General features: G+C 61.4%; 17 protein-coding genes and 3 pseudogenes. 13 read left to right on the top strand and 7 right to left on the bottom strand.

Annotated elements, in window-relative coordinates; all coding sequences use genetic code 11:
* Window positions 1-3: 3 nt before the first annotated feature.
* The 3 genes from gspG to IVB18_RS49980 are packed head-to-tail and all read right to left on the bottom strand — an operon-like array spanning window position 4 to window position 3,426.
* The gene (gene gspG / locus IVB18_RS49990; protein ID WP_247992149.1) at window positions 4-516 is read right to left on the bottom strand and encodes a type II secretion system major pseudopilin GspG; all 513 of its coding nucleotides are present in this window, start codon (window positions 514-516) and stop codon (window positions 4-6) included.
* Between the two features lie 17 nt (window positions 517-533).
* Entirely contained in the window at window positions 534-1,745 is a 1,212-nt protein-coding gene (locus tag IVB18_RS49985; RefSeq protein WP_247992148.1) for a type II secretion system F family protein, read from the bottom strand.
* Window positions 1,746-1,749: 4 nt separating this feature from the next.
* Window positions 1,750-3,426, bottom strand: a complete 1,677-nt coding sequence (locus IVB18_RS49980; RefSeq protein WP_247992147.1) for a GspE/PulE family protein — start codon at window positions 3,424-3,426, stop codon at window positions 1,750-1,752.
* Window positions 3,427-3,744: 318 nt separating this feature from the next.
* Between IVB18_RS49980 and gspD the strand changes: the two genes are divergently transcribed.
* The 6 genes from gspD (at window position 3,745) to IVB18_RS49950 (ending at window position 13,096) form a co-directional block, all read left to right on the top strand.
* Complete coding sequence (gene gspD / locus IVB18_RS49975; RefSeq protein ID WP_247992146.1) at window positions 3,745-6,114, top strand: type II secretion system secretin GspD; 2,370 nt, start codon at window positions 3,745-3,747, stop codon at window positions 6,112-6,114.
* 70 nt (window positions 6,115-6,184) lie between these two features.
* Window positions 6,185-6,664 carry a tetratricopeptide repeat protein gene (locus IVB18_RS49970; protein ID WP_247992145.1) on the top strand — a complete coding sequence of 160 codons (480 nt, stop codon included), beginning with the start codon at window positions 6,185-6,187 and terminating at the stop codon, window positions 6,662-6,664.
* A 936-nt stretch (window positions 6,665-7,600) separates the two neighbouring features.
* Window positions 7,601-9,025: a hypothetical protein gene (locus IVB18_RS49965; RefSeq protein ID WP_247992144.1), complete on the top strand. Its 1,425-nt coding sequence runs from the start codon at window positions 7,601-7,603 to the stop codon at window positions 9,023-9,025.
* 265 nt (window positions 9,026-9,290) lie between these two features.
* On the top strand, window positions 9,291-9,749 hold the full coding sequence (locus IVB18_RS49960) for a hypothetical protein (RefSeq protein WP_247992143.1): 459 nt from the start codon (window positions 9,291-9,293) through the stop codon (window positions 9,747-9,749).
* 141 nt (window positions 9,750-9,890) lie between these two features.
* Window positions 9,891-11,627 (top strand): ATP-binding cassette domain-containing protein, encoded by a 1,737-nt coding sequence (locus IVB18_RS49955; protein ID WP_247992142.1) that lies wholly within the window; start codon window positions 9,891-9,893, stop codon window positions 11,625-11,627.
* Between the two features lie 50 nt (window positions 11,628-11,677).
* Window positions 11,678-13,096 (top strand): HlyD family type I secretion periplasmic adaptor subunit, encoded by a 1,419-nt coding sequence (locus tag IVB18_RS49950; RefSeq protein WP_247992141.1) that lies wholly within the window; start codon window positions 11,678-11,680, stop codon window positions 13,094-13,096.
* Between the two features lie 97 nt (window positions 13,097-13,193).
* Here IVB18_RS49950 and IVB18_RS49945 read toward each other — a convergent pair whose 3' ends face one another.
* Window positions 13,194-13,976, bottom strand: coding sequence for a response regulator transcription factor (locus IVB18_RS49945; protein ID WP_247992140.1), 783 nt, complete (start codon window positions 13,974-13,976; stop codon window positions 13,194-13,196).
* Window positions 13,977-14,362: 386 nt separating this feature from the next.
* Between IVB18_RS49945 and IVB18_RS49940 the strand changes: the two genes are divergently transcribed.
* The 4 genes and pseudogenes from IVB18_RS49940 to istA all read left to right on the top strand — a co-directional run.
* Complete coding sequence (locus tag IVB18_RS49940) at window positions 14,363-14,995, top strand: hypothetical protein (protein WP_247992139.1); 633 nt, start codon at window positions 14,363-14,365, stop codon at window positions 14,993-14,995.
* 521 nt (window positions 14,996-15,516) lie between these two features.
* Window positions 15,517-15,804: a hypothetical protein gene (locus IVB18_RS49935; RefSeq protein WP_247992138.1), complete on the top strand. Its 288-nt coding sequence runs from the start codon at window positions 15,517-15,519 to the stop codon at window positions 15,802-15,804.
* 58 nt (window positions 15,805-15,862) lie between these two features.
* Window positions 15,863-16,174: a hypothetical protein gene (locus tag IVB18_RS49930; protein WP_247992137.1), complete on the top strand. Its 312-nt coding sequence runs from the start codon at window positions 15,863-15,865 to the stop codon at window positions 16,172-16,174.
* 274 nt (window positions 16,175-16,448) lie between these two features.
* Window positions 16,449-17,051: pseudogene (istA, locus tag IVB18_RS49925) on the top strand (IS21 family transposase); the annotation flags it as partial.
* Between the two features lie 41 nt (window positions 17,052-17,092).
* Here the strand turns inward: istA and IVB18_RS49920 are convergent.
* Entirely contained in the window at window positions 17,093-18,718 is a 1,626-nt protein-coding gene (locus IVB18_RS49920) for an MFS transporter (protein ID WP_247992136.1), read from the bottom strand.
* 219 nt (window positions 18,719-18,937) lie between these two features.
* On the opposite strand from IVB18_RS49920, the pseudogene IVB18_RS49915 reads away from it, so the two are divergent.
* Both IVB18_RS49915 and IVB18_RS49910 read left to right on the top strand, forming a co-directional pair.
* Window positions 18,938-20,001 (top strand): annotated as a pseudogene (locus IVB18_RS49915) (IS630 family transposase).
* Window positions 20,002-20,185: 184 nt separating this feature from the next.
* The gene (locus tag IVB18_RS49910) at window positions 20,186-20,548 is read left to right on the top strand and encodes a hypothetical protein (RefSeq protein ID WP_247992259.1); all 363 of its coding nucleotides are present in this window, start codon (window positions 20,186-20,188) and stop codon (window positions 20,546-20,548) included.
* Between the two features lie 492 nt (window positions 20,549-21,040).
* Here the strand turns inward: IVB18_RS49910 and IVB18_RS49905 are convergent, their stop codons facing one another.
* Complete coding sequence (locus IVB18_RS49905; RefSeq protein ID WP_247992135.1) at window positions 21,041-21,220, bottom strand: hypothetical protein; 180 nt, start codon at window positions 21,218-21,220, stop codon at window positions 21,041-21,043.
* A 203-nt stretch (window positions 21,221-21,423) separates the two neighbouring features.
* Here IVB18_RS49905 and IVB18_RS49900 point away from each other — a divergent pair, with 203 nt between their 5' ends.
* Window positions 21,424-22,659 carry an IS701 family transposase gene (locus IVB18_RS49900; RefSeq protein ID WP_247983558.1) on the top strand — a complete coding sequence of 412 codons (1,236 nt, stop codon included), beginning with the start codon at window positions 21,424-21,426 and terminating at the stop codon, window positions 22,657-22,659.
* Between the two features lie 171 nt (window positions 22,660-22,830).
* Here the strand turns inward: IVB18_RS49900 and IVB18_RS49895 are convergent.
* Window positions 22,831-23,672, bottom strand: a pseudogene (locus IVB18_RS49895) (IS5 family transposase).
* Between the last annotated feature and the right edge of the window lie 875 nt (window positions 23,673-24,547).

Genomic DNA, 24,547 nt, shown 5'->3' with positions numbered 1-24,547 from the left:
TGGTCATTCGTCCTTGGCAGCCGTGGTCTTTTCGAGCGAAATGTCGGCGGAGGTGCCGCTGCCGCCCTCCTGACTGTCAGATCCATAGGAGACGATGTCATAAGGCCCGTGCTCGCCGGGCGACCGATAGAGATAGGCGTGATTCCAGGGATCGTTCGGGACGTTGCCGCCTTTCAGGTACGGCCCGTTCCAGGCGGCGACCCCGGGCGTGCGCCGGACCAGCGCAGCAAGACCCTCCGCCGTGGACGGGAAGCGTCCCGCGTCGAGATAGAACAGGTCGAGCGCGCTGGAAAAGCTCTGCAACTGAATTCGCGCGGTCTTGACCTTGGATTCGCTGAGATAGTTGAGAACGCGCGGCCCGATCAGGCCCATGATGAGGCCGATGATCGCGATCACCACCAGCATCTCGACCAGCGTGAAACCTTCCTGCCCCGAACGCCCTGACCTTTGCGATCGCGCTCTATCGCGCGCTACGTGCGTGGAAAATGCTCCAATGATGGTGTTGCGCGATATCATGATCGATGACCCCTGCTCTAACCGACTAGCTGCGTGACCGAGAGCAGCGCCGTCATGACCGACACGATTAGTCCGCCGACGACGGTGCTGATGGTAACGATCGCCAGCGGACCGACGATCCCAACGACACGGTCCAGGCTGCGCTGCAATTTTGCTTCGTAGAATTCCGCGACCCGCTCGGCGAGCACCGGCAGCTGCCCGGTCTCTTCACCAAGCCGCAGCATGCGGACCGCCATCGGCGGCAGGCTGTCCGCCACGGCGAGTGCTTCCGATAATTTTCCGCCATGGCGGACGCGGTCGGCGGCGGCGGTCCAGTTCGCCTCGCTTCCGGTCACCGCCATGATGTCGACGAGAATGCGCAGCGCGGCGGTGAGATTGACGCCGCTGCCAAGCAGGACGCCCAGATTGCGGCAGAACAGGCTGGCGCGATAGAACTGGAAGGCGCTGCTGATGCCCGGAACCCGCGAGATCGCGTTGACCAGCGCGGCGCGCACGCGCGCCTGCCGCAACAGCCACCATGAGAGCGCGATCGCGGCGGCAGCGATCAGGCTTGCCGCCGTCGCATTGGCGCGGAGGAAATCCGAAACCGCAATGAAGCTGGCGAGCGCCGTATCCGATTTGCCGCCGAAATCGCCGAGCACGGTCGAGAATTGCGGCAGCACGAACAGCAGGAAGAACAGCATCACGCCGGATGCCGCGACCAGCACGAAGGCCGGATACTGCATCGCGTCGGTCAGCTTCCGCCGCATCTGCTCGGAACGTGCCCGCTCGGTCCCCAGCATCTCCAGCACGGAATCGAGCGTACCCGAGATTTCACCGACCCGAACCAGGGCGATATACATCGGCGGGAACAAAGTGGGATGATCCGATACGGCATCGGCAAAGCTCTCGCCGGTGAGCAGGGCTGCGCGAATTTTGGCCACCACCGGACGCATCCGGCCGACATCGGCATCGCCAGACAGAAGCTCCAGCGCATCGTCGAGACGCGCACCGGCCTTGAGCAGAAGCGCGAGATCGCGCGTGAAGGTGGTGACCTCGGCCGCACTCGGCCCGCCGAACAGGCTGCGGCCCCCCGCTGCGCCGGTTGCGCGCTTGTCCTCGGCGGTTTCGATCGGCAGAAGCTTGAGATATTCGATCCGCCGCGCCACCTCGGCCGCAGTCGGGGCGGAGATCGTGCCGTTCACGATCTCGCCAGCCTGGGTCAGGGCTCGATAGCGATAATTCGGCACGGCGTCACCGCACCGTCGCAACGCGGAGGATCTCGGCGGGCGAGGTCAATCCGGCACGGCATTTCGCGACCCCGTCGTCGAGCATCGTGGTCATGCCCGCCCGGATCGCCATCGTATCGATCTTCAGTCCGTCGGTTCGCTCCCCGATCAGTTCACGCAGTTCATTCGACAGCTCGAGCAGCTCGAACACGCCGAGGCGACCGCGATAGCCGGTTCCGGCGCAGCGCTCGCAGCCGCATGGCTCCTGAATGATTTCGCCAGCCCGAAACCCGAGTGCGGCGAGCCGAGGATCCTCGGTGAAATCAGCCGTTGCAAGCGGCCGTGCCGTCTTGCAGCGCTCGCACAATTGCCGGACCAGACGCTGCGCGATCACGCCGCGCAACACCGAGCGGAGCAAATAGCCCTCGACCCCGAGGTCGAGCAGGCGTGGCACCGCGGCAGCCGCCGTCTCGGTGTGCAGCGTCGTCAGCACCAGATGTCCGGTCAGCGCTGCATGCACCGCGACGTGCGCGGTCTCGGAATCTCTGACTTCGCCGACCATGATGACGTCAGGGTCCTGCCGGACGAAGGACCGCAGGGCGGTGGCGAAGGTCAGGCCGATCGCCGGCTTAATCTGGGACTGGTTGACGCCGGGGAGCTCGTATTCGACCGGGTCCTCGATCGTGAGAATCTTGCGGCTCGGCTCGTTGAGGATCGACAGGATCGTCGCCAGCGTCGTGGTCTTGCCGCTGCCGGTCGGTCCCGTGATAACGACCATACCATGCGGTAGCTTCAGGAGCCGCCGCAGCTTGGCTTCGTCAGGCTGCGAAAATCCGAGTTTTTCCACCATCAGCAGGCCGCGATCCTTGGGCAGGATACGGATGACGGCGGCTTCGCCATGTTGCGTCGGCATGATCGCGACGCGGATATCGATGTCGGTACGGCCGGCCCGCAGCCGCGCCGCGCCGTCCTGCGGCAGGCGGCGCTCGGCGATGTTGAGGTTGGCGATGATCTTGATGCGGGAGACTACCGCCTGCGGCAGCACGCCCGACAGCGCCGCAACCGGTCGCAACAGGCCATCGATCCGCAGCCGGACCATGAGACCGGCGGCAAACGGCTCGATGTGGATGTCGCTGGCGCGAAGCTCGACGGCCTTCTCGATCAGATCGTTGACCGCGCGCACCACCGGCGCGCCGCTGGCGAGGTCGCGCAGGCTCTCGATGTCGTCTTCGCGAGGCAGGGCCGCCGCCAGTTCAGTGGCCTCGGTCTCCTCGGCACTGGAGCTGTTGTTCAGCGCGATGGCGACGTCTTCCGACGACGCTACTTTGACCGTTATGCCGGCGCCGAGCACGATCTGCGCCGCCCGCTGCGTCGCCCGATCGGTCGGATCAACCACCGCGAGCGTCGCGCTTCCATCGGAGGCTCTGCACGGATAGACCATGGTCTCGCGCAAAAAACGCTGCGAGAACGACCCGACCAGCGGTTCGGCCGCCATCATCTCCTGGAGCGCCAGGCGCCCTAGCCCGAAGAAGCGCGCGGCTTCGTCGGCGAATTCGGCGGGCGAGAGACTGGTGACCTCCCACAGCTTCAACTGCCTGTTGTCGGCGCCCTGCCTGGTGCGGTCGGCTGGCCCATCGATCGGCGCAAGGTGATTGTTCTGACGGAGATAATCCACGAACCGAACGGACAGATCGTTCGCCATTCTTTATCCCGCCACGCTATCCTGGATCAGCTCGCGCCGAGGCGCTGGCGCCGTTCGGCTCCCGTCAAGTCGCCAGTTATCGACCCGAAGTGTGACAGCTGTGCGAAGTCACATCGTTCGCCTCGCTCAAGAAATTTTGAGGTGGCATCGCGGACGCGCAACGCACCGGCTGCACAAATTTGGGTGCGACGCGATAGGCAGGTCGCGAACGACAATCATGTAAGCAATTTATTTCTGTCATGAACGCTCGCTAAGAACCCCCCGGGGCAGGACAGATCGTCGCAGCAATCGAAATATCAGTCAGAGCGAAGGGCCTTCATGCAACGCGTAGGCACAGTGGGCCGCTGCCCGACGATCCGTGGCGGCCTGGCAGCCGTTTTCGTCTTGACGTCGCTGGGGTTGCTGGCGTCCTGCAATTCCGCGACGGTCAGCGAGAGCGTGGACGGGTCTCAGCTCGACGTCACCGACAAAGTGCGCTCGCTGGATCTGCTGCCGCGCCAGCCCCAATCGGTGAGCGCGCTGGCGCCGACGACCGGCAGCCAGGGCGGCAGCGTCCGCCCGGCGATGTATGACGGAAGCGAAGCGGCCGCGGTCGCGGACGCGCGGCTGCAGCTGACGCCGAACGGCAATGGCTTCGATCTGAATTTCGAGAGCACGCCAGTGGCGACCGTCGCCAAGGTCGTGCTCGGCGACATCCTGCATTTCGGATACACCATCGACCCACGGGTGCAGGGCACGGTCAGCCTGGTGTCGGTCCGCCCGGTGCCGAAATCCGACATGGTCTTCGTGCTTGAAAACGCACTCCGCCTGAGCGGCGTCGTGCTGTTGCATGACACGGCGGGCTATCGCCTGACGCCGCTCGGCGACGCCGTCGGCGGTGGCCGCGTCGATGCCGCGGCAGCCAATCCCGAGCCCGGATTCGGCATCTCGGTGGTCCCCCTGCAATATGTGTCGGCACAGACCCTGCTGAAGCTGACCGACAGCTTCGCCACCCGGGCGGGCGCGATCCGCGCCGACACGACGCGAAATCTGCTTCTGATCCAGGGCACCGGGGCCGAGCGCCGCACCGCTGTCGACACCGTGCTCAGCTTCGACGTCGACTGGATGCGCGGTCAATCCGTCGGCATCTTCCCGATCTCGAGCGGCTCGCCGGCACCCGTCATTGCCGAGCTGGAGAAGATCGTCGATTCCGGCGAGAACGGCCTCAGCCAGAACGTCATCAAATTCATGCCGATCGCACGCCTGAACGCGGTGCTGGTGGTGACCAAGAAGCCGGACATGCTGCACACGGCCGCGACCTGGATCAAGCGCCTAGACCGCAATGACACCGCGCGAACCACGGTCCATGTCTACCGCGTCAAATACGGCGATGCGCGCCAGATGGCGCGGGTTCTGACCGACATGTTCCTCGGCGGTTCGTCCGGCAATTTGCTCGACAGCGTCGACAGCCAGCTCGCGCCCGGCTCCGGCACCTCATCGACCTCAAGCGTCGCCGACCGACTGTCGCTCAACAACGGCAACTCGAATTCGAGCATGGGCGGCTTCGCATCCCGCGGCACGTCAGGGACAGGCGCGACGGGCCAGGGCATTGGCGCTGGAGGGCAAGCGAATAGTCCCAATCCAGGCCAGGGCAACAATGCCGCGCTCGATAGCGGACGCGGCTCCAGCTCAGGCGGCGGCAATGGCCAGCCCGTCATGCAGGACGTGCGGATCACGCCCGATGTCGTGAACAACAATCTCCTGATCTATGCCGACCAGGCCAACTACCGCATCATCGAGTCGACGCTGCTGCAGATCGACGAGCCGCAGCTCCAGGTTGCCATCGACGCGACGATCGCGGAGGTCACGCTCAACAACTCCCTGTCCTATGGTGTGCAGACCTATCTCACCAGCCAAAACCTTGGCCTGAAGCCGAACACCGGCTCGATCCTTGGCACCCAGGCCACCACGGCGCCCTCGACTGTCACGGACGCGACCACCGGCGCCGTCTCGCTGGCGGGCTCGGTCACCAATGCCTTCATCAACCGGGCCTTCCCGGGCTTCAATTTCCTGATCGGGTCCGAGACGCAGCCGAGCCTGATCCTGGATGCGCTGCATGCCGTCACTAGCGTCAAGGTGCTCTCCAATCCCTCGCTGGTGGTGATCAACAACCAGGTGGCGACGCTGCAGGTCGGCGACGTCGTGCCGGTGTCGACTGGCAGTGCGACGGTGCTGACAACGAGTAACACGGTGGTCAACACCATCGACTATCGCAACACAGGCATCATCCTGCGGGTCTCGCCACGCGTCAGCGTGAACGGCACCGTGCGGCTCGACGTCGAGCAGGAGATCAGCAACGTGCCTCAAACCAGCGCGAACAGCCTGACGCCGACGGTATCGGAACGCCGGGTGAAGAGCCAAATCGCGGTGGCCAATGGCCAGACCGTGCTGCTGGCGGGCCTCATCAGCGAGCAGCAGAGCGGCAACCGCAACGCGCTGCCCGTGCTCGACCAGATTCCCGGCCTTGGTGACGCCTTCGGACATCAGAGCAACGCGACCCAGCGCACCGAGCTGATCATCTTCATTCGACCCCAGATCATCCGCAACGGTTCCGATGCCCAAGTTGTTGCCGAGGAACTTCGATCGAGATTGCGCGGCAGCATCGCCACCACATCGACCAATGCGCCGATCACCACCAGTTTCCACTGAGCCGGGCCGGGCAGCGATTCGCGCGCTTGCGCCGCGGACGCTCCTCTGGGCGTTGCTTGCTATTGCACTTTTGACGCCGACGACGTGCGTCGCGCGTGCCGATAGTGTCTCGCGTGGATCCGCCGCCTTCCATCGCGGCGACTATGCCCGCGCACTTCGGGAGCTCTCGCCGCCAGCCGAACGCGGCAACGCGAAAGCGCTCGGCCTGCTTGGCTTCATGTATGAGCATGGCTTCGGCGTTCCGCAGGCCTATGACGCCGCCGCTGATCTCTACGGTCGCGGGGCCTTGCAGGGAGACCCGTTCGCACAAGCCATGCTCGGCCTAATGTATGACAAGGGCCACGGCGTGCCCAACAATCTCGTGCTTGCGTACAAATGGCTCAACCTGGCAGCGGCCCGCACAGGCGGGCGACAACGGGACGTCTATCTCAGGTTCCGGGATGCGGTCGCATCAAAGCTCTCCAGCAACGAGATCGCTGCCGGCCAGCAGTTTGCATTGAGATGGGTACCTGGGCGCCCGGTGCCAGAGCTACACCCGAAGAACAGATAGTGAGCAAACGAATACGCATTTGATCACTTCTCACTGTTCGAGGCAGCGTCTTTCTTAGGAATCTCGATGTGGTCCTGAATCGTCTGACCCCAGGTTGGTGACCTATGTTTCGCTGAACTGGGACGCGAGCGGCTTTGCGCCAAGTGAATGTTTCGTGCTCGCCGCGAACAGCTGGAGACGCCGCAACGGTGTCGATCCGACGAAGCTGGATTCTGCACCGCACCGGTGCCCACCCCGGGCGGCGGCGGCGTTGCTGACTTTATCCACCAAGTGCAGGCGATCCCGAGTGACGAAGTTCGCGCGTCCAGTACTTGAATTGTAATCCTCCGCTTCGGTCGGCCTGGCCGCGCTTTTTCCAAATGCAAAAGGCCCCCGGTCGAGGACCGCGGGCCTTGGGTGGCGCTAGGAACTGGTGGACGAACAGCACGCAAATGCGGTTGCCCAAGGGTAGCAGCATACTGAACGCACGGATTGACCGCGAGGCCGATATTTTATTTCAGTGTGATCAAGCGGGGGCGAAAGATGTTTGATGTCTATCGCAACGACAAGCGCGACTTGCTCGTCCTGAGCACAGGCTCAGCGATACCCGTGCTTGGCCCTAGGCATAAGTGTGACATTCGGCCTGCAATATTGCCCCCTAGGTCGCAATGCGACTTAAATCCGGCAACGCGGTGGATTCATTTTGACCGCAGGCCTGGCCATCAGCTCGATTGTCCATTTTCGCCATCCCCTCAAGGTCGCACTTTCAAGCATCGGCCCACGCAGAGTTGCAAAGGCTGTAACTGTAGCCGAACGGATGTAGCCGATGTTACGGCCGCCAGACGAAGCGCTATATCCGAACTGACGACTGGGCTTTCGACCTTCCCAGGATGACATTCTGTCCGGAGTGCAGAACCCGTCCGATCGCGCGGAGCGATTGCGATGAGGGAGGCTACGATGGATTTTTCGCGGATGTCGGATGGAATCCGGCTGCATCACGCCTCTCATCACCACGATGGGTACGATGGCGAGGGCGAACCGGGCCCTGCGCCGAGTGCCCCGTTCGTGGCTGACGCGGTCGGCGGTGGCGCCCTGGTCCATCGTCCCGGCCTGTTTGCAGGTCAATTTGCAGATCTTGAAGCGCACCCCGCGAGCGCGAGTACCCAGCATAATGACTCCGACCCGGTTCAATCCGAACATCCCACATCGGGGGTCGACACGGGCAGCCACGCTGCGGCGGGCCTGGATGTTTCGTCCACCACGCCCGCTTCCGGTGCATCACATCCCGGGATGGGCATTGCTTCGGTCGAGAGTGGGGTGAACACGGCCGGGAACGGTGGGGATGGCTACTTTTATGGAGGGATCATCCACGCGTCCGTGTTGATCTATGAACCGATCAACATCTCGGTGAGCTTGGGATACGGCTCGGTCGCCCTGGCCAACCAGTCCAACAATTTGAATGTCGATCAATCCGCCTTTCAGATGGCCGGCGTCGGCGGCCATGGCGGCAATGCCAACATTGCATCGGGAGGGAGCGTCAGTACGTCCTCGGGCTCCGGCGTGATCGCGAGCGGCGACAACGGCGCCGGAAACGGCGGCAGCGGCTATTTCTCGGGTGCGATAGTGGACGCTCCCGTGGTGATCTATCATCCGATCAATATTGCGGTGGCGGGCTTAGGCGGCACTGCGCATGCAAGTCAATCGAACACGGTCGACATCGATCAATCGGCCACTCAGATCGCCGGCGTCGGCGGAAGCGGCGGAAATGGCAACGTGGCCGCCGGCGGCAGCATCATCACGCTGGACCCCAACTGGGGATCAAGCAATGGAGGGAGCGTCTGGGACGTTCAAACGGGCGGAAGCCAGGCCGGCAATGGCGGTGACGGCGCGTTCTACGGGGGACTCGTCCATACCTCCTTTGTACTTTACGACCCGATCAACATCGCAGTCGCGGGCTATGGCTCCAACGCTCATTCGGTCCAGACAAATGACGCCTACGTGGATCAATCCATCATTCAGATCGCCGGGATTGGCGGGCACGGCGGCAACGGCAACGCCGCGGCGGGCGGCCATGCAAGCCTTCTTTCCCATGGCTTGTGGGGCGGCTCCGACGCGATCGCGACCGGTTCGAACGGCGCAGGCAATGGTGGCAACGGATATTTTGCCGGCAGCCTGATCGATGTCAGCGTCGCGATATATGCACCCATCAATATCGCAATCGCAGGTCCCCATTCGACGGCCGTAGCCGATCAGGTCAACAACGTGCACATCGACCAGAGTGCGGTCCAGATCGCCGGTGTTGGCGGGGACGGCGGCAACGGCAATCTCGCGCTGGGTGGCGATCTTTCCCATCTTCTGTCGGATCTTCACCTGATGGGTTAGCGAAACATCGCGCCGCTCGCACAAGCCCGATCGCGAGCTGCGTCGACACTCTGCGCATGCAAGCTCGCCCTGCGGGCCCTCCCGGATGTTTCGAGCTCCGATGTTGCGCGACGAATGTCATACTTTCGTACGTAGGTCGACCAAACCGGATGGTGTCCGAATTGACATCTATCGCCATCGCGCGTGGGCGGATCAGACTTGTCGCGCGCGTCCGCCTGATCGGGATGGATGATGCACGAAAGCCAACAGAAACAGGGAGGCTCAAATGTTGCCCAAAGCGATCAACATCTCGGACTCGATCGAGTTCAAATCGATCAACACCGGTGGTCAAAACGTCGGAAATGGCGGCGACGGCACCTTCAAGGGCGCCATCATCAGCAAGCCGACGCTCAACTTCGATCCAACCAACAAGGCGGAAGGTGCCGACGTGCACGTGAACACCGGCGATCACGTCAAGCAGACGGCGGATTGGGATGCCGGCGGCGCCAACGCGAAGGCCTCGTTGTTCTCGAAGGCCCATGGCGGAGACGCCGAGTCGAACGGAAGCCAGAAATCCTACAGCGGTCACGATACCTCCAAGGTATACGCCAATACGGATGCGACCCAGATCAACAAGGTCTCGGTGGACCAGCACCAGGAGGTCGTGGCCGGCATCGGCGGCAATGGCGGAGACGGCAACGCCGCGCTGGGCGGAGAAGTGAGCTTCCATCTCGATACGTTCTGACCACCGGCTCGTCCGACTGGCAGGACCGGTGGCCACTGCCACCGGTCCGGAAGTTCGAGCCAATATCCCGCCGATACCGTTGGCAGATGACGTTGGCCATCGGTCAAGTGCGCCGGACCTCGATTTCAGGCGGTGACGATCATGCTGATGCCGCCCATTCGGTTGCCTATCCTGCCGCAGATCCGGACGCCACTGCACGCAGCCCTCCGGTCCTGCACGGGACCGCTCGGTCTCGTATTCGCGTATAGCTGCAGCTACAACCTGCTTCTGTTTGCGCCCTCCATCTATCTTCTTCAGATCTATGACCGGGTGTTGTCGAGCCGGAGCGGCGACACGTTGCTCCTGCTCACGCTCATTGTCGCGATCACGGTGGTCGTCGGCGGCGTGTTCGATGCATTGCGGCGCGCCGTCCTTGGACGCCTTGGCGCCTGGCTCGACGATCGCCTTCGCCCTTGCGTGCTTTCGGCCAGCCTCGAATCGGCGCTTCGCAGCGATTGGACGCAAGCGTCGGGCGCATATCGGGATCTCACCGTGCTGCGCCAGTTCGTCGAGTCCGGCGCATGTCCGATGCTGTTCGACGCGCTCTGGGCGCCCTTATTCCTCCTTGTCCTCTTTCTGATCCATCCCCTGCTTGGCGTGGTGGGCGCCTGCTGCGTCGCCTTCCTTTTCGCGCTCACGGTTGCCGGAGAGCTGGTCACGGAAGACGTTCTGCTCAGATCCGGCGCCGCGCTGTCCAGAAGCTGCGGCCGCCTCCAGACTGCCGCGGGCAACATCCACATGATCCGCGCCATGGGAATGTTCGATAGCGCTGCGCGCATGATCCACCGTGACGCGCAGCACGCGCGCAGAGAGCACGATGTGGCACTCCGGCGAGGCGAGATCGTCTCACTGGCCACCAAGCCGGTTCGCGCGCTGTCGCAGGTCTTGATCATGGGGGCTGCCGCATGGCTCGTCCTCGATCACGGGAAGAGTCCGGCAATCATCTTTGCTTCTACGCTGATGTTCAGCCGGGCGCTCGCGCCGGTCGAAAGTGCGGTCGCAGGCTGGAAATCACTCGTGACGGCCGTGAGCGCCTGTCAGCGGCTCGGCGCACTTCTCGCCGCATTCCCCGTCGCCCGGCAGCAGAGCGCGGAGGTTTCTCCGCTGCAGGCGCCAAGTGGCCTCGTCGTCGACAATGTTGGCGTGAGGCTTGCGGGGACCAGCCATCTTCTGCTGAACGACGTCTCGTTCAGCCTCATGCCCGGAGAATGCCTTGGCATTATCGGTCCGTCCGGGTCAGGCAAGTCCATGCTCGGCCAGGTGATCGCCGGGCTGTCGATGCCAACGCATGGCCGTGTCCTCCTCGACAATACCGACGTCTCGCTGCTTCGCGAGGGCCGAAACGGCGACCGCCTCGGATATCTCCCCCAGGACATCAACCTGCTCGGCGACACAATCAACGACATCATCGCACGCCTTGAAGATGCCGACCGGCAGAAGGTCGTCGAAGCGGCCAAGCTCGTCGGAATCCATGGGGCGATCATGCGCCTGCCGCGGGGTTACGACACGGTGGTTCACAGTGAAACAACCTTCTCACGCGGGTATCGGCAGCGCCTCGGTCTTGCCCGCGCCTTTTTCGGCAGTCCGCGCCTCATCGTTCTCGACGAACCCAACGCCAGCCTCGACTACCGGGGCGAGCGAATGCTCCTGGATGCCATCGAGCGCATGAAGCTCGCAGGCGTCATCCTTGTCGTCGTCACTCACCGGATGGGTCTCCTCGCCGCCACGGACAAGATTGCCATCATGGAAGACGGTGCGGTCGCCGCGTTCGGCGACAGCGAGGACATCTTTGAACGGCACCTGAGCCGACCCCAGGTTACTTCGCAGATTGCGCCATGATCTGGAATTCTCTCACCATCTGGAAACTTCCCGCCGTCTCGAGACTTCCCATGATCTGGGACCAGCTCATGCGAGCGCCGGCGAGCCCCCCGCCCGCCCCGCGATCTGGCGTCGTGGTGACCGCAATCGACGATTTCGAGCCTCTGGAATTTCCATGGTGCTCGACGCCCACGCCGACCTCTCCGCGCGGAAGGCTTCGCGGTATCACCGTCGCAGGCAATCTGCTGGTGCTCTGCTTCATGCTGGGGCTTGGTACATGGGCGAGCCTCGCGCCTCTCGAGAGCGCCGCGATCGCGTCCGGCGTCGTGGAATCGGAATCGAGCCGCAAGACGATTCAGCATCTGGAAGGCGGTATCGTCAGGAAGATCCTGGTTTCGGATGGCGATATCGTGCGAAGCGGCCAAACGCTGATCGCGCTGGACGACACCCGGGCCGGCTCGGAGATGCAAAGCCTTCAAGGCCAATTGTGGGATGCAGTTGCTCGTGCCACACGGCTTCAGGCCGAGCAGCAGAGATTTGAGAGGATCGCAATCCCGGACGCGCTGGAACAGGACAGCAAGCAGAACGGGGTGGCCGCCGCTGCGGTGTCGGCGCAGCAGTTCATTTTTCAGGCACGCCTGCAGGTTCACGAGTCGCAGCTTGCGGTCATTCGCGAACGAAGGCGTCAAGTCGAGAAGGAGATCGAAGGTCTCAAGGCTCAGGAAAACGCCACCGGGCAGCGGATCGACATCGTCCGAGAAGAACTGGATATGGTCGCGACCCTCGTCAACAAGGGACTCGAACGGCGGCCGCGGCTTCTGAACCTGCAGCGGGAGCTGGCCGACGTTGAGGGCCGCCGCGGCGAGATCGCCGCGCAGATTTCCCGCGCCGGGCAGGTCATCAGCGAACAGCAGGCCACATTATTCAAGCTCGAGAGCGAGAGGCAGAACGAGATCGCACAATCGCTTCGTGTAGCACAGAACCAGATATTCCAGCTCCGCGAGCGGTTGCTTGCGGCCAGGGATCAGCTATCGCGAACGGAGGTCAAGGCGCCCGAGGACGGCGTGATAACCGATCTGCGGATTCATACAGCCGGTGGCGTCATCGGAGCGGGTGCTCCGCTCATGGACCTGGTGCCCCGGCAAGACCGCCTCATCGTGACCGCGCGCCTGAGGCCCGAGGACATCGATGTGGTTCATCCCGGCCTCAATGCCGAGGTTCACCTCGTACCGTACAATCAGCGTCGCGTGCCTCGCCTGAAGGGAACCGTCGTGCACGTATCCGCAGACCGGCTCTTCGACAAGCGTACCGACCAGCCATACTACGCGACCAAAATCCGGATCGACGACGCGCAGATCGTCGCAAACGACATCCAGATCGTCCCCGGGATGCCGGTTCAAGTGTTCATCACGACAGGGCGCGGTACCGTGGCTCTCTACGCGCTCAGGCCCCTGCTCGACAGCTTCCGCGGTGCATTCAGAGAGGACTAAAGCGCGACGAGATTGGGATGAATCGTCATCGCGCTTTAGGTTGTTGTTTGAGCATGATCTTTTCGGAAAACCGCTGCGCACTTTTCCGGATCATGCTTTAGGTCTCCGGCATTAGAGCTGCGCCGGGGTCGTGATCGCGAGTCCGCGCGGGCAACCGGCCGCGCCAGCGGAGGACGGCTTCTGTGCGATTGTGCGCAGCACATTTCCTCATGATATGCTGGATGTGCATTTTGACTGTGCTTTCCGAGAGGATCAATTTGGCGGCGATCAGCTTGTTGGGCAGGCCGAGCTCCAATTCCGCCAGAACCTGTTGCTCACGAGGCGTGAGATCGGTCACGCTCCTGTCGATAGCCACTCTGGCTCCCTCGTTCATCAGATATGCGGGCGCAAGCCCGCGCGCATCCGGCGGCTCGAAATCTGGTATCCTGTTCATCCCGGCCACGGGCAACGGCCTGTAGACGCCGCCGACAAGAACAAGGCGCAGGCCAGCTATGGCGATCTCGATCGGTAGCGAGGTGGAAAGAAAGCCGCGCACACCCCGCTGCATCGCGGCCTGCACGGTCGGCTCGTCGTCATGGTTTGACAGGACTGCAACGGCGGCGTTGGGACAACACTCCGCAACGAAGGCGAGATCGTTCTCAACCGAGGGATCGCCGATCGGCTGGTCCGCGATACTCAGCACCACCAGACGAACATCGCGGGCTGACGTGCAGTCCAGGCTTTGGGCCGTTGCCATGTCAAGGATCTCAAATTCGTCCAATTCCCGCCTGAGGACGTTCAGAATGCATGTGCGAGGCAACAGGAGCGGCTCGATGATCACCAGAACCGGCAAGTGAAGCGATTCATTGAGCCGTTTTGAGGTGTTGGTTATGTCGTGCATGATTTCCTCGAGATGAAAAGAATTTCCACGATATTCCCATTCCGTATTGCGTCTCCCCCGCTGCTGCATTCATCCTGAATGCATCATCACGAGAGCGGCGCAGCGCCGGCGTTAGATGGCATCCACTGCGGGATCGCCTGGCGCCTGGGTGGAAATTCTTTCCGCTCAAATCATTTGGGCACGTGCTACGCCGTGGCGCAGTCGACGCATTCCGTTAATTGCAGATATTTCGATACGCGGTTGACGCCGCCGACCCCGACTTGCCATCGACGACATATGCTTCATCCTCCTTCACGAGATACAGAAACGGCCTCTCTCCAGTCTCGCCGCCTGACGCGCTTCTTCCTTTCACACGCCCGCAAATCGTATCCACGCGGCGTCCAAGCATGTTCTTTCGCATTGCGCGCTTCATGTCGCTGAATTCGGCCGATTCTGAATCCTCCATCTTCGTCTCGATCGCGACCTTCGCCTTGTCCAGGGAAGGATCTGATATTTCCGCGGGCCGTTCGGATGCCGGGACGCTGATCCTCGTCCGCGGGGACGCCGCTTTGGCGAGGTCGGCCGATCCGCGTTTCTTCGGAGATGATTTCCTGCCAGGCCTTGCCGGCGTTGCAGAATTCGATTTGACGACCGCAGGATCTGGCGCCAATGCCGGCGGCATTGGCTGCGCGGGTCGGGCGACTGCAACCCTGTCGAAACAGGGTCGTGACGCACACCCAAGGAAATACCCTCGGGAAGGCGCGAACCAGCCAAAGCCGATCAGGACTCCTGCCAGCACTCCAACAAAAAGCAGTCCCATCCGATTCCCCTCCTCGGGAGCTCGGCTCGCACTCGTAACTAGGACTAATTCCGCGCTGGTGATCTATCTGTTGCGCAAAATCGTTAAACGCTCATTAAGCGCGCGCAGTTGTCCCGCCCATGCCTGGATCGGCGGATCAGATCGGGCTCCGGACCCGTGCAGAGATCACCGCAAAAGACCAATCGTGAAAGCAATCATGGCCGATTTGGTCCGCTCTTGACCCTTCTGCAACTTGCGTGTCCGTCCGAAGGTCCGTTTTGCGCCACCAAAAGCTGCAGATCACCGGCTTATGGCCCTCAGGCCAGTTTCGGAGCACCGCACCAGTTTCGCACCAGAAACGGCGTGAACGAAACGGAACGAAAGCAATTGGACTCGAACAAAAACGTAGGACGATCAACGGAGCTGACCAATATTCTGCCGCTCATAACGGTCTGGTTCCAGGATCGGCTCGCTGGCCGCCTAGTGAAATCCCCAGCCCCATCAAGCGCAAGTTGGGATCACCGCACCAGTTACGACTCGATCCCGTGAATCCCCTAACGCGGCGAATGAATACGCGAAGTAATAGCACCGCTTGCATCCCATTTGCACTCTAAAGAAGCCAAATTCCCTACGCCGGATGAGAGGCGTTTTTCGCGTTCGTTTTTCTCTGCTCTCATGTTTCATCGACTTCGGTCAAAGAAGTGAAGAGTGACGAGGCATCGCGGACTTAAGCATTTGCGCCCGCCGAATAGTCCACAGATCATGGTGCCGCCCTACTTCTCGACCGAGGTTGCGACGGCGATAGGCGTCTCGCTAGATACGTTCTATCGCACGCGCCAAATCCGACACGAGCGCGACGGCTTGCCAGCGCCAATCAGCGAACGCGGGCCGCTCAAATGGGAACGTACCGGCTTCGATGCCTGGCTGACTCGGCATCATCCAATGCGCCCGAAGACGATCACTAATGACACATTCACGCCACCGCCGGCAGCAAGCGATGAAGAACATCGCGAGCGGCTGCGAACGGCATATGGGCATCACGGCGCTTGACATTCTGTCGGGCTAGATTCCAATGGGTGCCACATCGCACTTGGCACCGAGGCTGTTTATGGCCGATCCGAAGTTTCCCTACGTGAAGTGGCGTGACGGCCGTCCACGCTCATCGCATGGCGCTTACGCCCGGGCTCTCGGCTTTGTCGATGGCGACTTGCGCCATCCGCCAAACGATGAAAATGGCCGCCCGGTCGGTCGATGGTTCAATCTTCAGGAGGCGTCGGACTTCTCCGACAAACGAAAGTCGGAAATCGAGGCGGCGCGCCGCGCTGGCAAATTGCCAAAGAAAATTACGGTTCGCGGCCCTCCATCGGCGACAGCTTCTATCTCGCGTTGTTCACCGGGCAGCGCCAAACAGACCGTCTGATTATGCGCAACGAGAGCGGCGTCGAGGGGGCGGCACGCATTCCGGCAGAGCAAGACAGGCGAATTCGTCGACATCAAAGAGGCACTACAGCTCAGCGCACGATTGAACGCCTCGCGCGCGCGAATAAAGGAGCTCAAGTTGCGCCTTCAGCTTGAGAGGGTGTCATTCGGCCTGCAATATTGACCCCCTAAGCCGGGGGATCGGCGTCCACAATTGACCCCCTACAGGTTGGTCTGTTGCGCTGCCTGCTTCGTAACAAAGCAGGTGGTGGAGGATGCTGGTCGTGGAGACGATTGCGCGGATTCGGCGCGAGCACTTCATCAAGGGCAAGACGATCAAGGAGATCGCACGTGACCTGAAGGTGTCACGGAACACGGTCCGGAAGGTTCTGAGGTCGGGAGAGACGTCCTTCGAGTATGAGCGGCAAGTGCAGCCGCAGCCAAAGCTCGGACGATGGGCAGTAGAACTTGACGGGCTGCTTGCGGCGAACGTGGCTAAATCCGCTCGGAAACAGCTGACGCTGATCAGGATCTTCGAGGAGCTGCGCGGGCGGGGCTACGAGGGCGGTTACGATGCGGTGCGGCGTTACGCCAGGCGCTGGAGCAAGGAACGCGGGCAATCGACCGCGGCCGCCTATGTCCCGCTGAGTTTTGCCCCAGGCGAAGCCTACCAGTTCGACTGGAGCCACGAGGTGGTGCTGTTGAGCGGCACCACAGTGGTCGTGAAGGTCGCTCACGTTCGGCTCTGCCACAGCCGTATGCTGTTTGCCCGGGCGTATCCGCGAGAGACGCAGGAGATGGTGTTCGACGCCCACGACCGGGCGTTCGCCCTGTTCAAAGGCACCTGCACCCGCGGCATCTACGACAACATGAAGACCCACGACCGCTTTTGTTGTGGCTGGCTAGGCTACCTCATCCATCAGGCCCCAGAACCGGAAGCCGCAGCAACGAAATGGGATACCTTCGGCTCGGCCTTGGCATCGTATTGGCGAACGACGTCTTGGACGACGCGATCCGCATTCGTAACACGCTGGTGCTGCCGCAAATGCTCAAGCCAAGATGCGACAAAGAATGTTTCCAGGAAGCGTCCCTTCTGGGCGGCGTCTTCAAAGATATCCCAGGCGTACGCGCCATCCCGTCGCCGCTGCTGGCCAAGCTCCTGGACCGCCGTCAAAAAAGCCCCGCGTCGTTCAGGATTGATGTGATATTCAACGGTTATCAGCACGGGTCCGCGATCTGGCTCGGCGTTGATCATCAGAACCGGGACAGGCCAATGCATGGAGGGCGTGAGGTCAATTTCAGCGCCGCTTTGCAGCTTCCACGACCAGCTCAACACAATTCCAATCAAGGCACCGGCGGCCGCGATGAAGTGAGCGGCCGGCAGGCCGAGCATCGAGGCAACTTGTCCCCAAATCCCGCTGCCCGCGGTCATGGCGCCAAAAAAGACCGTTACGAACATGCCAAGTCCGCGGCCACGTACCCAATCCGGCAGCGAAATCTGCGCCGAGACGTTGAGGGTCGCCAGAACTGCGATCCAGGAAACACCCGCGATGATGCACGCAACCAGCGCAACCACGGAGTCACGAGCGAAGCCGAACAGGATCAGGCTGATGGCTGTGCCAACGGTGCCGAGTGCAACGAGCCGGTCGGGCCCGAAGGTCGCTTTCATCCAGGGCAGGCCGAACGCTCCACCGACCGCGCCCGCTCCGATCGCGCCAAGCAATATGCCGTAAAGCGCCGGCCCCCCGGCGATCTGGTTGCGCGCGACAAGCGGAAGCAGCGCCCAATAGGCGCTCGCAAAGAAGAAGAAGCTAGCAGCTCTTATCAGCGTTGCCCGCAGATGCGGATTGTACCGGGCATGGCGAAGTCCGACGACCAAGGCGCTTGTCAGACGTTCCGCAGGAAGTGCATGCCCGCCGGAAGTTGACGGCCGCCACCACCACAGGGCTCCGATAACGCCGAAATTGCTCAGCGCGTTCAACCAGAACGGCGCGGCAATTCCTAATCCTCCGATGATCACACCGCCCAGCGCAGGTCCGATCGCCCGGCTGATGTTGACGCCAACGCCGTTGCTCGCCACCGCCGCAGCCAAATCCTGCCTCGGCACAAGGCTGGGCACCACCGATTGCCACGCTGGCGCGGTAAAAGCTGCGCCCGCGCCGAGGAGGAAGGTAAACAAGAGCAAGACTGGCGGATTGATGAGGCCGAGCAAGACGAGCACAGCGCTCGCCGCTGCAACCAACGTGACCACGATTTCCGTGACGATCAGAAAGCGACGCTTGTCGACGATGTCCGCTAGCGCGCCCGCCGGAAGCGCAAAGAGAAACATGGGAAGGCTTGTTGCCACTTGGACAAGAGATACGCTCAACGGATCGGCATCCAGGCTCGTCATCAGCCAACCGGACGCCGCATTGTACATCCATGTACCGACATTCGAGACTACGGTGGCCAGCCAAACTACTGTGAACGACGTGTGGCGAAATGCGTTCCAGGGCAACGTGCTCGGCGGGTTCGCTGGCTGCATTGGTTGCTGATCCGTCGCCATCCTCGTTCGCTCCACTCAAGTTCAGGTGTAACAGTCCCGCCCGCCACAGTCTGCCGGTCAACTGCAAACGCTCTTCCTCCGAGCCGAGCACTCGATCAGCAGATCGATAAGCAATCCGATTTTCACGGAGACATGCCCGGTCAGAGGGGAGATCGTCGCCCTTATCTCTCGACCTAGTACCCACTTTTCTTGGATCGTGAGTCGTGATTCAAGATATGGATGATCCCCGAAGCAAGAGAAGTCCACCTTTCGCGGAAAGATCGCAAGGTGCTTGAGGCGTGTTGTCGTTCGCCGGTGACGTTGCAGCGCGATTTGAAGCGAGCGCGGATCGTTCTGTTGGCGGCGGATGGGCGCAGCACCCGCTCGATCGCCAAAGAAGTCGGAGTCCAGCCGCGGATTGTCAGCCTTTGGCGGCACCGCTATGCCGATCATGGCCTTGAAGGGCTGCAAGACAAGCCGCGGCCCGGCAAGCAGCCGATCTATACGAAGGTCACCGACAAGCGGATTCTGAAGCTGCTGGATAAGCCGGCCCCGCAAGGGTTTGCGCGCTGGACCGGCCCTCTGCTGGCCGAGGCGCTCGGCGATGTTGACGTCCAATATGTTTGGCGGTTCCTGCGCAGCCACAAGATTGACCTCGCGGCTCGCAAGTCTTGGTGCGAGAGCAACGACCCGAACTTTACGGCCAAAGCCGCCGATGTTGTCGGCCTCTACGTCGCCCCGCCCGCGAAGGCCATTGTGCTATGCGTGGACGAGAAGCCCTCGATCCAGGCCTTGGAGCGAGCGCAGGGTTACCTGAAGTTGCCCAATGGCCGCGCCTTGACCGGCAGAGCCACGATTACAAGCGGCATGGCACGACAACGCTGTTTGCGGCGCTTGAAGTCGCCACCGGAAAGATCATCGCGACGCATTCAAAACGCCGTCGCCGCGTCGAGTTTCTCGACTTCATGAACAGTGTCGCCGCGGCCTTTCCGGGCCGAAAGCTTCACGTCATCCTCGACAACCTCAACACCCACAAGAAGAACGAGCCCTGGCTCAAGGCCCACCCCAACGTGCAATTTCACTTCACGCCGACAAGCGCGTCCTGGCTCAATCAGGTCGAGGTCTGGTTCTCGATCTTGCAGGGGCAGTCACTTAGCGGCACCTCCTTCACAAGCCTCAGCCAGCTTCAGGAACACATCGATGCCTACGTCAACGCCTACAACGACAAAGCCGAGCCCTTCGTCTGGACCAAGAAAAAGGTCCGTCAACGCCGTTTCAAAGGCCGCCGTATCACTCAGCTCTGATTCCGAGTACTAGGAAAGGGCTGCTTGACGGCGACATTCCTCAGCCTTGCTCTTGAACCGGTCGGCGCACGGCATCTCCTACCGACCTGCAACTCGCAAGGACGGATGAGCGTTCCACTAGCAAGGCTGGCGGAACGACTAAGCCCCCATCGCAGTTTTCGTCCCAGTGCTCGTGGAGTTGCGTATGCGTCAAACACCTTCGATTGTGCCGCTGGATCGGCTAGACCGCGAAATCTTTCTTGTGCTCGAAGATTTCGGTGCCCGGGCGGGCTGCGCGTGGCGCGAGACTGACGAACAAGACACCGATCTTGAAACGATCCTGCGCCATCTCCTCTCCGGCGAATATGCCTATCCGGTGCGGATCGTTGTGTTCAACGCGATCGAAGGGTGGTCGCGGGACGCCACGTCGGACGTCGCCGATGCGGTCGCCCAGCGCGCCGCCGACAGCGATGTTGATATCTCTTCTGCGCTGCACGCTTTCCTCGAGGCGAACGCGACTAGACGGTTCGACCTACAGCTCACGCTTCCGCTTCGCAGAGCGGCATGACGCCGGTAGCTACTATGAGCGGGAGCTATCGGTCTTTACACGGCCGCATGACCGAAAGGTCATTCAACACAGGCTTCTCGCAGGAACCCGCATAAGACCGGTCAGTTAATCGCTGCCGGCTCGCCGCCGCGGATGATGGCGACCGGCTAATAAACTGGTGCAGCGCGGCGCTTACCGCTCTACGATGGTGCGAAATATCGCCCGCCCCAGCCAGACGATGACCGCCCGAAAATCGATCTACACTCCGCTGCATCAACGATTATTGACCGAGGCCGCGCATAGCGTTCGGCTCACGTTCGTCGAGATCGAAGACATTTTGGGACGTAAGCTCCCAGCATCGGCTCACAAGTTCACAGCGTGGTGGAGCAACGAAAGCTCCATGAAGGCCGGGCACACTCAAGCGAGGGCTTGGATGGTTGCGGGCTTTCGTGCGCATGCTTCGATAAAAGACCGCGTCGTCGAATTCCGCAGGGTTTGATCGAGCTGTACCGTTTAGCGCTTGTCGAAGGTCTTCGCACGCTGGAACAGCACGGTTTGAAGCCCGGTGATGATCAACTTGTTCAACGTCTCACAATCGTTCGGCGACAGGTGAGGAAGCTGGCGCGAACTCTTCCACTGCTCAATGGCGGCGGAGACAGCGGCGCGCACTTCGTCATCAGTCGGGCTGGTCATCGGTCGACCTCAATGCGATCGCTTACAGCTTGGCGCCTTTTGAAGCGGATGCAATTAAACCTTCGGTTCAGGAGTTGCTTCAGCGCGGGCGAACGGACGATGCGATTAGATCGGCTTCCTACCCTATATCCGCTGCGGATGTGATCTTGCGACCTTAGCATTACAGTTGCTTTGTTTGCGGGCTTCTGAATCCATGGGCAACCATGATTCGAATGTCGTGGACGCGGGCCGCGTCGGTTGAGGAGACGCTTGCGTTGTGGGCGGCGTCGCTTCGAGAGATCAAGCAACGGATACGTCCGTTGTTCACGCAAGAGCGTGTGGCGACGAATGCAGGCTTGTTCCTGGAAGGTCTGCTCGGAGATGAGCAGCGCAAGACCGGCTGGATGCGCGCGGAGGCGGCTGGCGATCCTGGCCCATGGCGTCAGCAGGCGATCCTGGGTCGTGGAGATTGGGACGCTGATGCCCTGCGCGACATCGTCCGGGACTATGTCATCGAGCACTTGGCGGATGACGATGCGGTGCTGGTGATCGACGAGACCGGCTTTCTCAAGCAGGGTAAGGCCTCATGCGGAGTGGCACGGCAATACACTGGTTCGGCAGGGAAGATTACGAACTGCCAGATCGGCGTCTTCGCTACCTACGTTTCGCGTCATGGTCATGCGTTCATCGATCGCGCGTTGTATCTTCCGAAGGAATGGACTGACGATCCAGATCGTCTGGAAGCCGCATATGTGCCTGCCGATGTCGGCTTTGCGACCAAACCAAAGCTTGCGACGAGAATGATCGCACGTGCGATAGCCGCGTCTGTACCATTCAAGTGGGTTGCCGGTGACACGGTCTACGGTGTTGGCGATATCGAACAGCAGCTACGGCGGGCAGGCAAAGGCTATGTGCTCGGGGTCAGCAGCTCTCATGTCTTCCGATCCTGGGGCAAGCGACAGCCGGTCGCCGGCAAGGCCGAAGACATCGCCCGGACGCGGCGCCCGTCCGACTGGAAGCGCTTGTCGGCGGGAGCCGGAACCAAAGGACCGAGGCTGCATGACTGGTGTTATCTCGAACTGGCCGATCTCGAGGTCGAGCAGTTCAACAGCGCAAATGATGGTTTATGGACGCGCGGTCTGCTGATCCGTCGCCATATCGCCGATGGCGATCTCGCCTTCTTCACCACCTGGTGCCCAGCGGGAACATCAATTGAAACGCTGGTCGCGGTCGAAGGCCATCGATGGGCGATCGAGGACAGCTTTGAAACCGCGAAAAACGAGTTCGGGCTCGATCACAACGAGAGCAGGTCCTGGCATGGCTGGCATCGCCACGTGTCCCTGGTGATGCTCGCCTTCGCCATGATGGCGGCGATCCGCCATCGCGCCAATCCGCCACCGCCCAAAAAAACCAAACGCCGCCCCCCGGCAAAAGCCAAAGCACACCCACGCCGCCGCTGATCCGTTGGTCAATCCAGGAAATCCGCCGCATCGCCATCAGGCTTGCTCGAAAGCGGATCCAACCCGCGCATGTCATCGCATGGTCATTCTGGCGCAGAGCTCACCAGGCTGCCGCTCAGCGCGCGCATCTCAAAGCAAAACGGCAACTGTAATGTTAGAGTCTGTCCGGGATCATGCTGTTTTTTGGCAGAGCTTTCGCAGCATGAGGCGGATTGAGGCGAGGCGCAAGAACGCCAATGCCTTTCGGTTGAGGCACTCCCAATCCTTGGCCAAACGGCGGCAGCGGTTGAGCCAGGCGATGGTGCGTTCGACGATCCATCGCTTGGGCAAGATCGCAAAACTCTTTGCTGTATCGGAGCGCTTGACGATCTCGACGTCGATTTGCCGGAGGATTTTGCGAACGGCGGACTGAAAGATCGGCCCCTGATAGCCGCCGTCAGCATAGAGCTTCAGCAGGAATGGATGCAGGCCAAACAGCGTGGCCATCACCAGCACCCCACCGTCACGATCCTGGATGTCCGCCGAATGCACGAGGGCGTGGAGCAGCAAGCCTTGAGTATCGACTAGGATGTGGCGCTTCTTGCCCTTGATCTTCTTGCCCGCATCGTAGCCATGCGGGTCGATCCACGCCCCCCTTTTTCCGCGCTCTTGACGCTTTGACTGTCGATGATGGCGGCGCTCGGGCTGGGTTCTCGGTTAGCCAATTCTCGACATTGTACATAGAGCGCGTGATGGATGCGATCGAGCGTGCCGTTCCAAGCCCACAAGTCAAAATAGTCGTGCACCGTGCTGCGTGGCGGCAGGTCCTTCGGGATCGCTCGCCATTGGCAACCGGTGCTCAGCACATACATCAGGCCATTGATCACCTCGCGCACATCGACCGTGCGCTTGTTGCCGCCTCGCTTGGCTGGCGCAATCAGCGGCTCCACCAACGCCCATTCCTCATCAGTCAAATCGCTTGGATAGCGTAGCCGGCTTCGGTCGTAACGACCGCGGTTCTCCTTCGTCCACATGGGCGCCCCTTCGAATCGGACCGCCACCCTTGAATCACAAATGATTCCGATGATTCAAGATGTTCCCGGACAGACACTTAGAGATCGATCGCAGTCGCTCGATCACTCTGGTAACTGAGCAAAGAACTTCCCGCTCATCCTACTCGCTCGCCCCCGCTGTTTTTGAAAGCGCTGCAAGCGAGCGTAAACCGCTTGGCGGGTGCGGCGTAGCCGTTCGCCGGCCTCCTCAGCTGTGGCACCTGCGCCAAAGAGCGAGAGCAATTCCGCCTCTTCGTCCGGCAACCACGGACGCGTCGAGGTGCGACTATTCGCCATTCGTCGGGCCTCCAAGTCCTCAAACGCGCGGCGGCGATGGCCGCCGCGGCGGGTCTGGAACGCGAGCTGGCCGCTCTACCCGTGGCGACGCCGACAAACGGCTGGCTCAGGCTCGCGATTATCGCGCACCATCCACGCCGCTAGGCGAGCATAGCTTCGCCTAAGGGCCGGCACGAACCAAGCAGATGCGTCCTCGTGACCCATGCCGCAAAACAATAACCATGAACCATTTAGAAAAGGTTGCCGGGTGTTTCCCGATCCGTAACTGATCGTAAACCATGCGATGGCAACAAACGGCTATGGAAACCGAACGCCCGCCTGAAACGATACTTCAAGACATCCCTCGGCAAGAAAAGCGCAGGTCGCTTTTTAATCAGTATCACCGGCAATTTCTCGATCGTCTTCGTGACCGCGATTGGGTGTCTTCCTCAAAGCTTCCCGACAGCCCCGGAACAGCGCTCGCTCTTTTACGAAACGGATGGATGGAGCGACGCTCAACGGGCGAAGGTGTCGAATATCGTATGACAGAAGCCGGTCTGTTGGAGCTTAGCCGGCCGCGA

This window comes from Bradyrhizobium sp. 186 (genome assembly GCF_023101685.1).
In the GTDB taxonomy this organism is placed as follows: domain Bacteria; phylum Pseudomonadota; class Alphaproteobacteria; order Rhizobiales; family Xanthobacteraceae; genus Bradyrhizobium.
The sequence above is the reverse complement of the archived record's forward strand: the minus strand, read 5'-3'. Positions and strand labels throughout refer to the sequence as shown.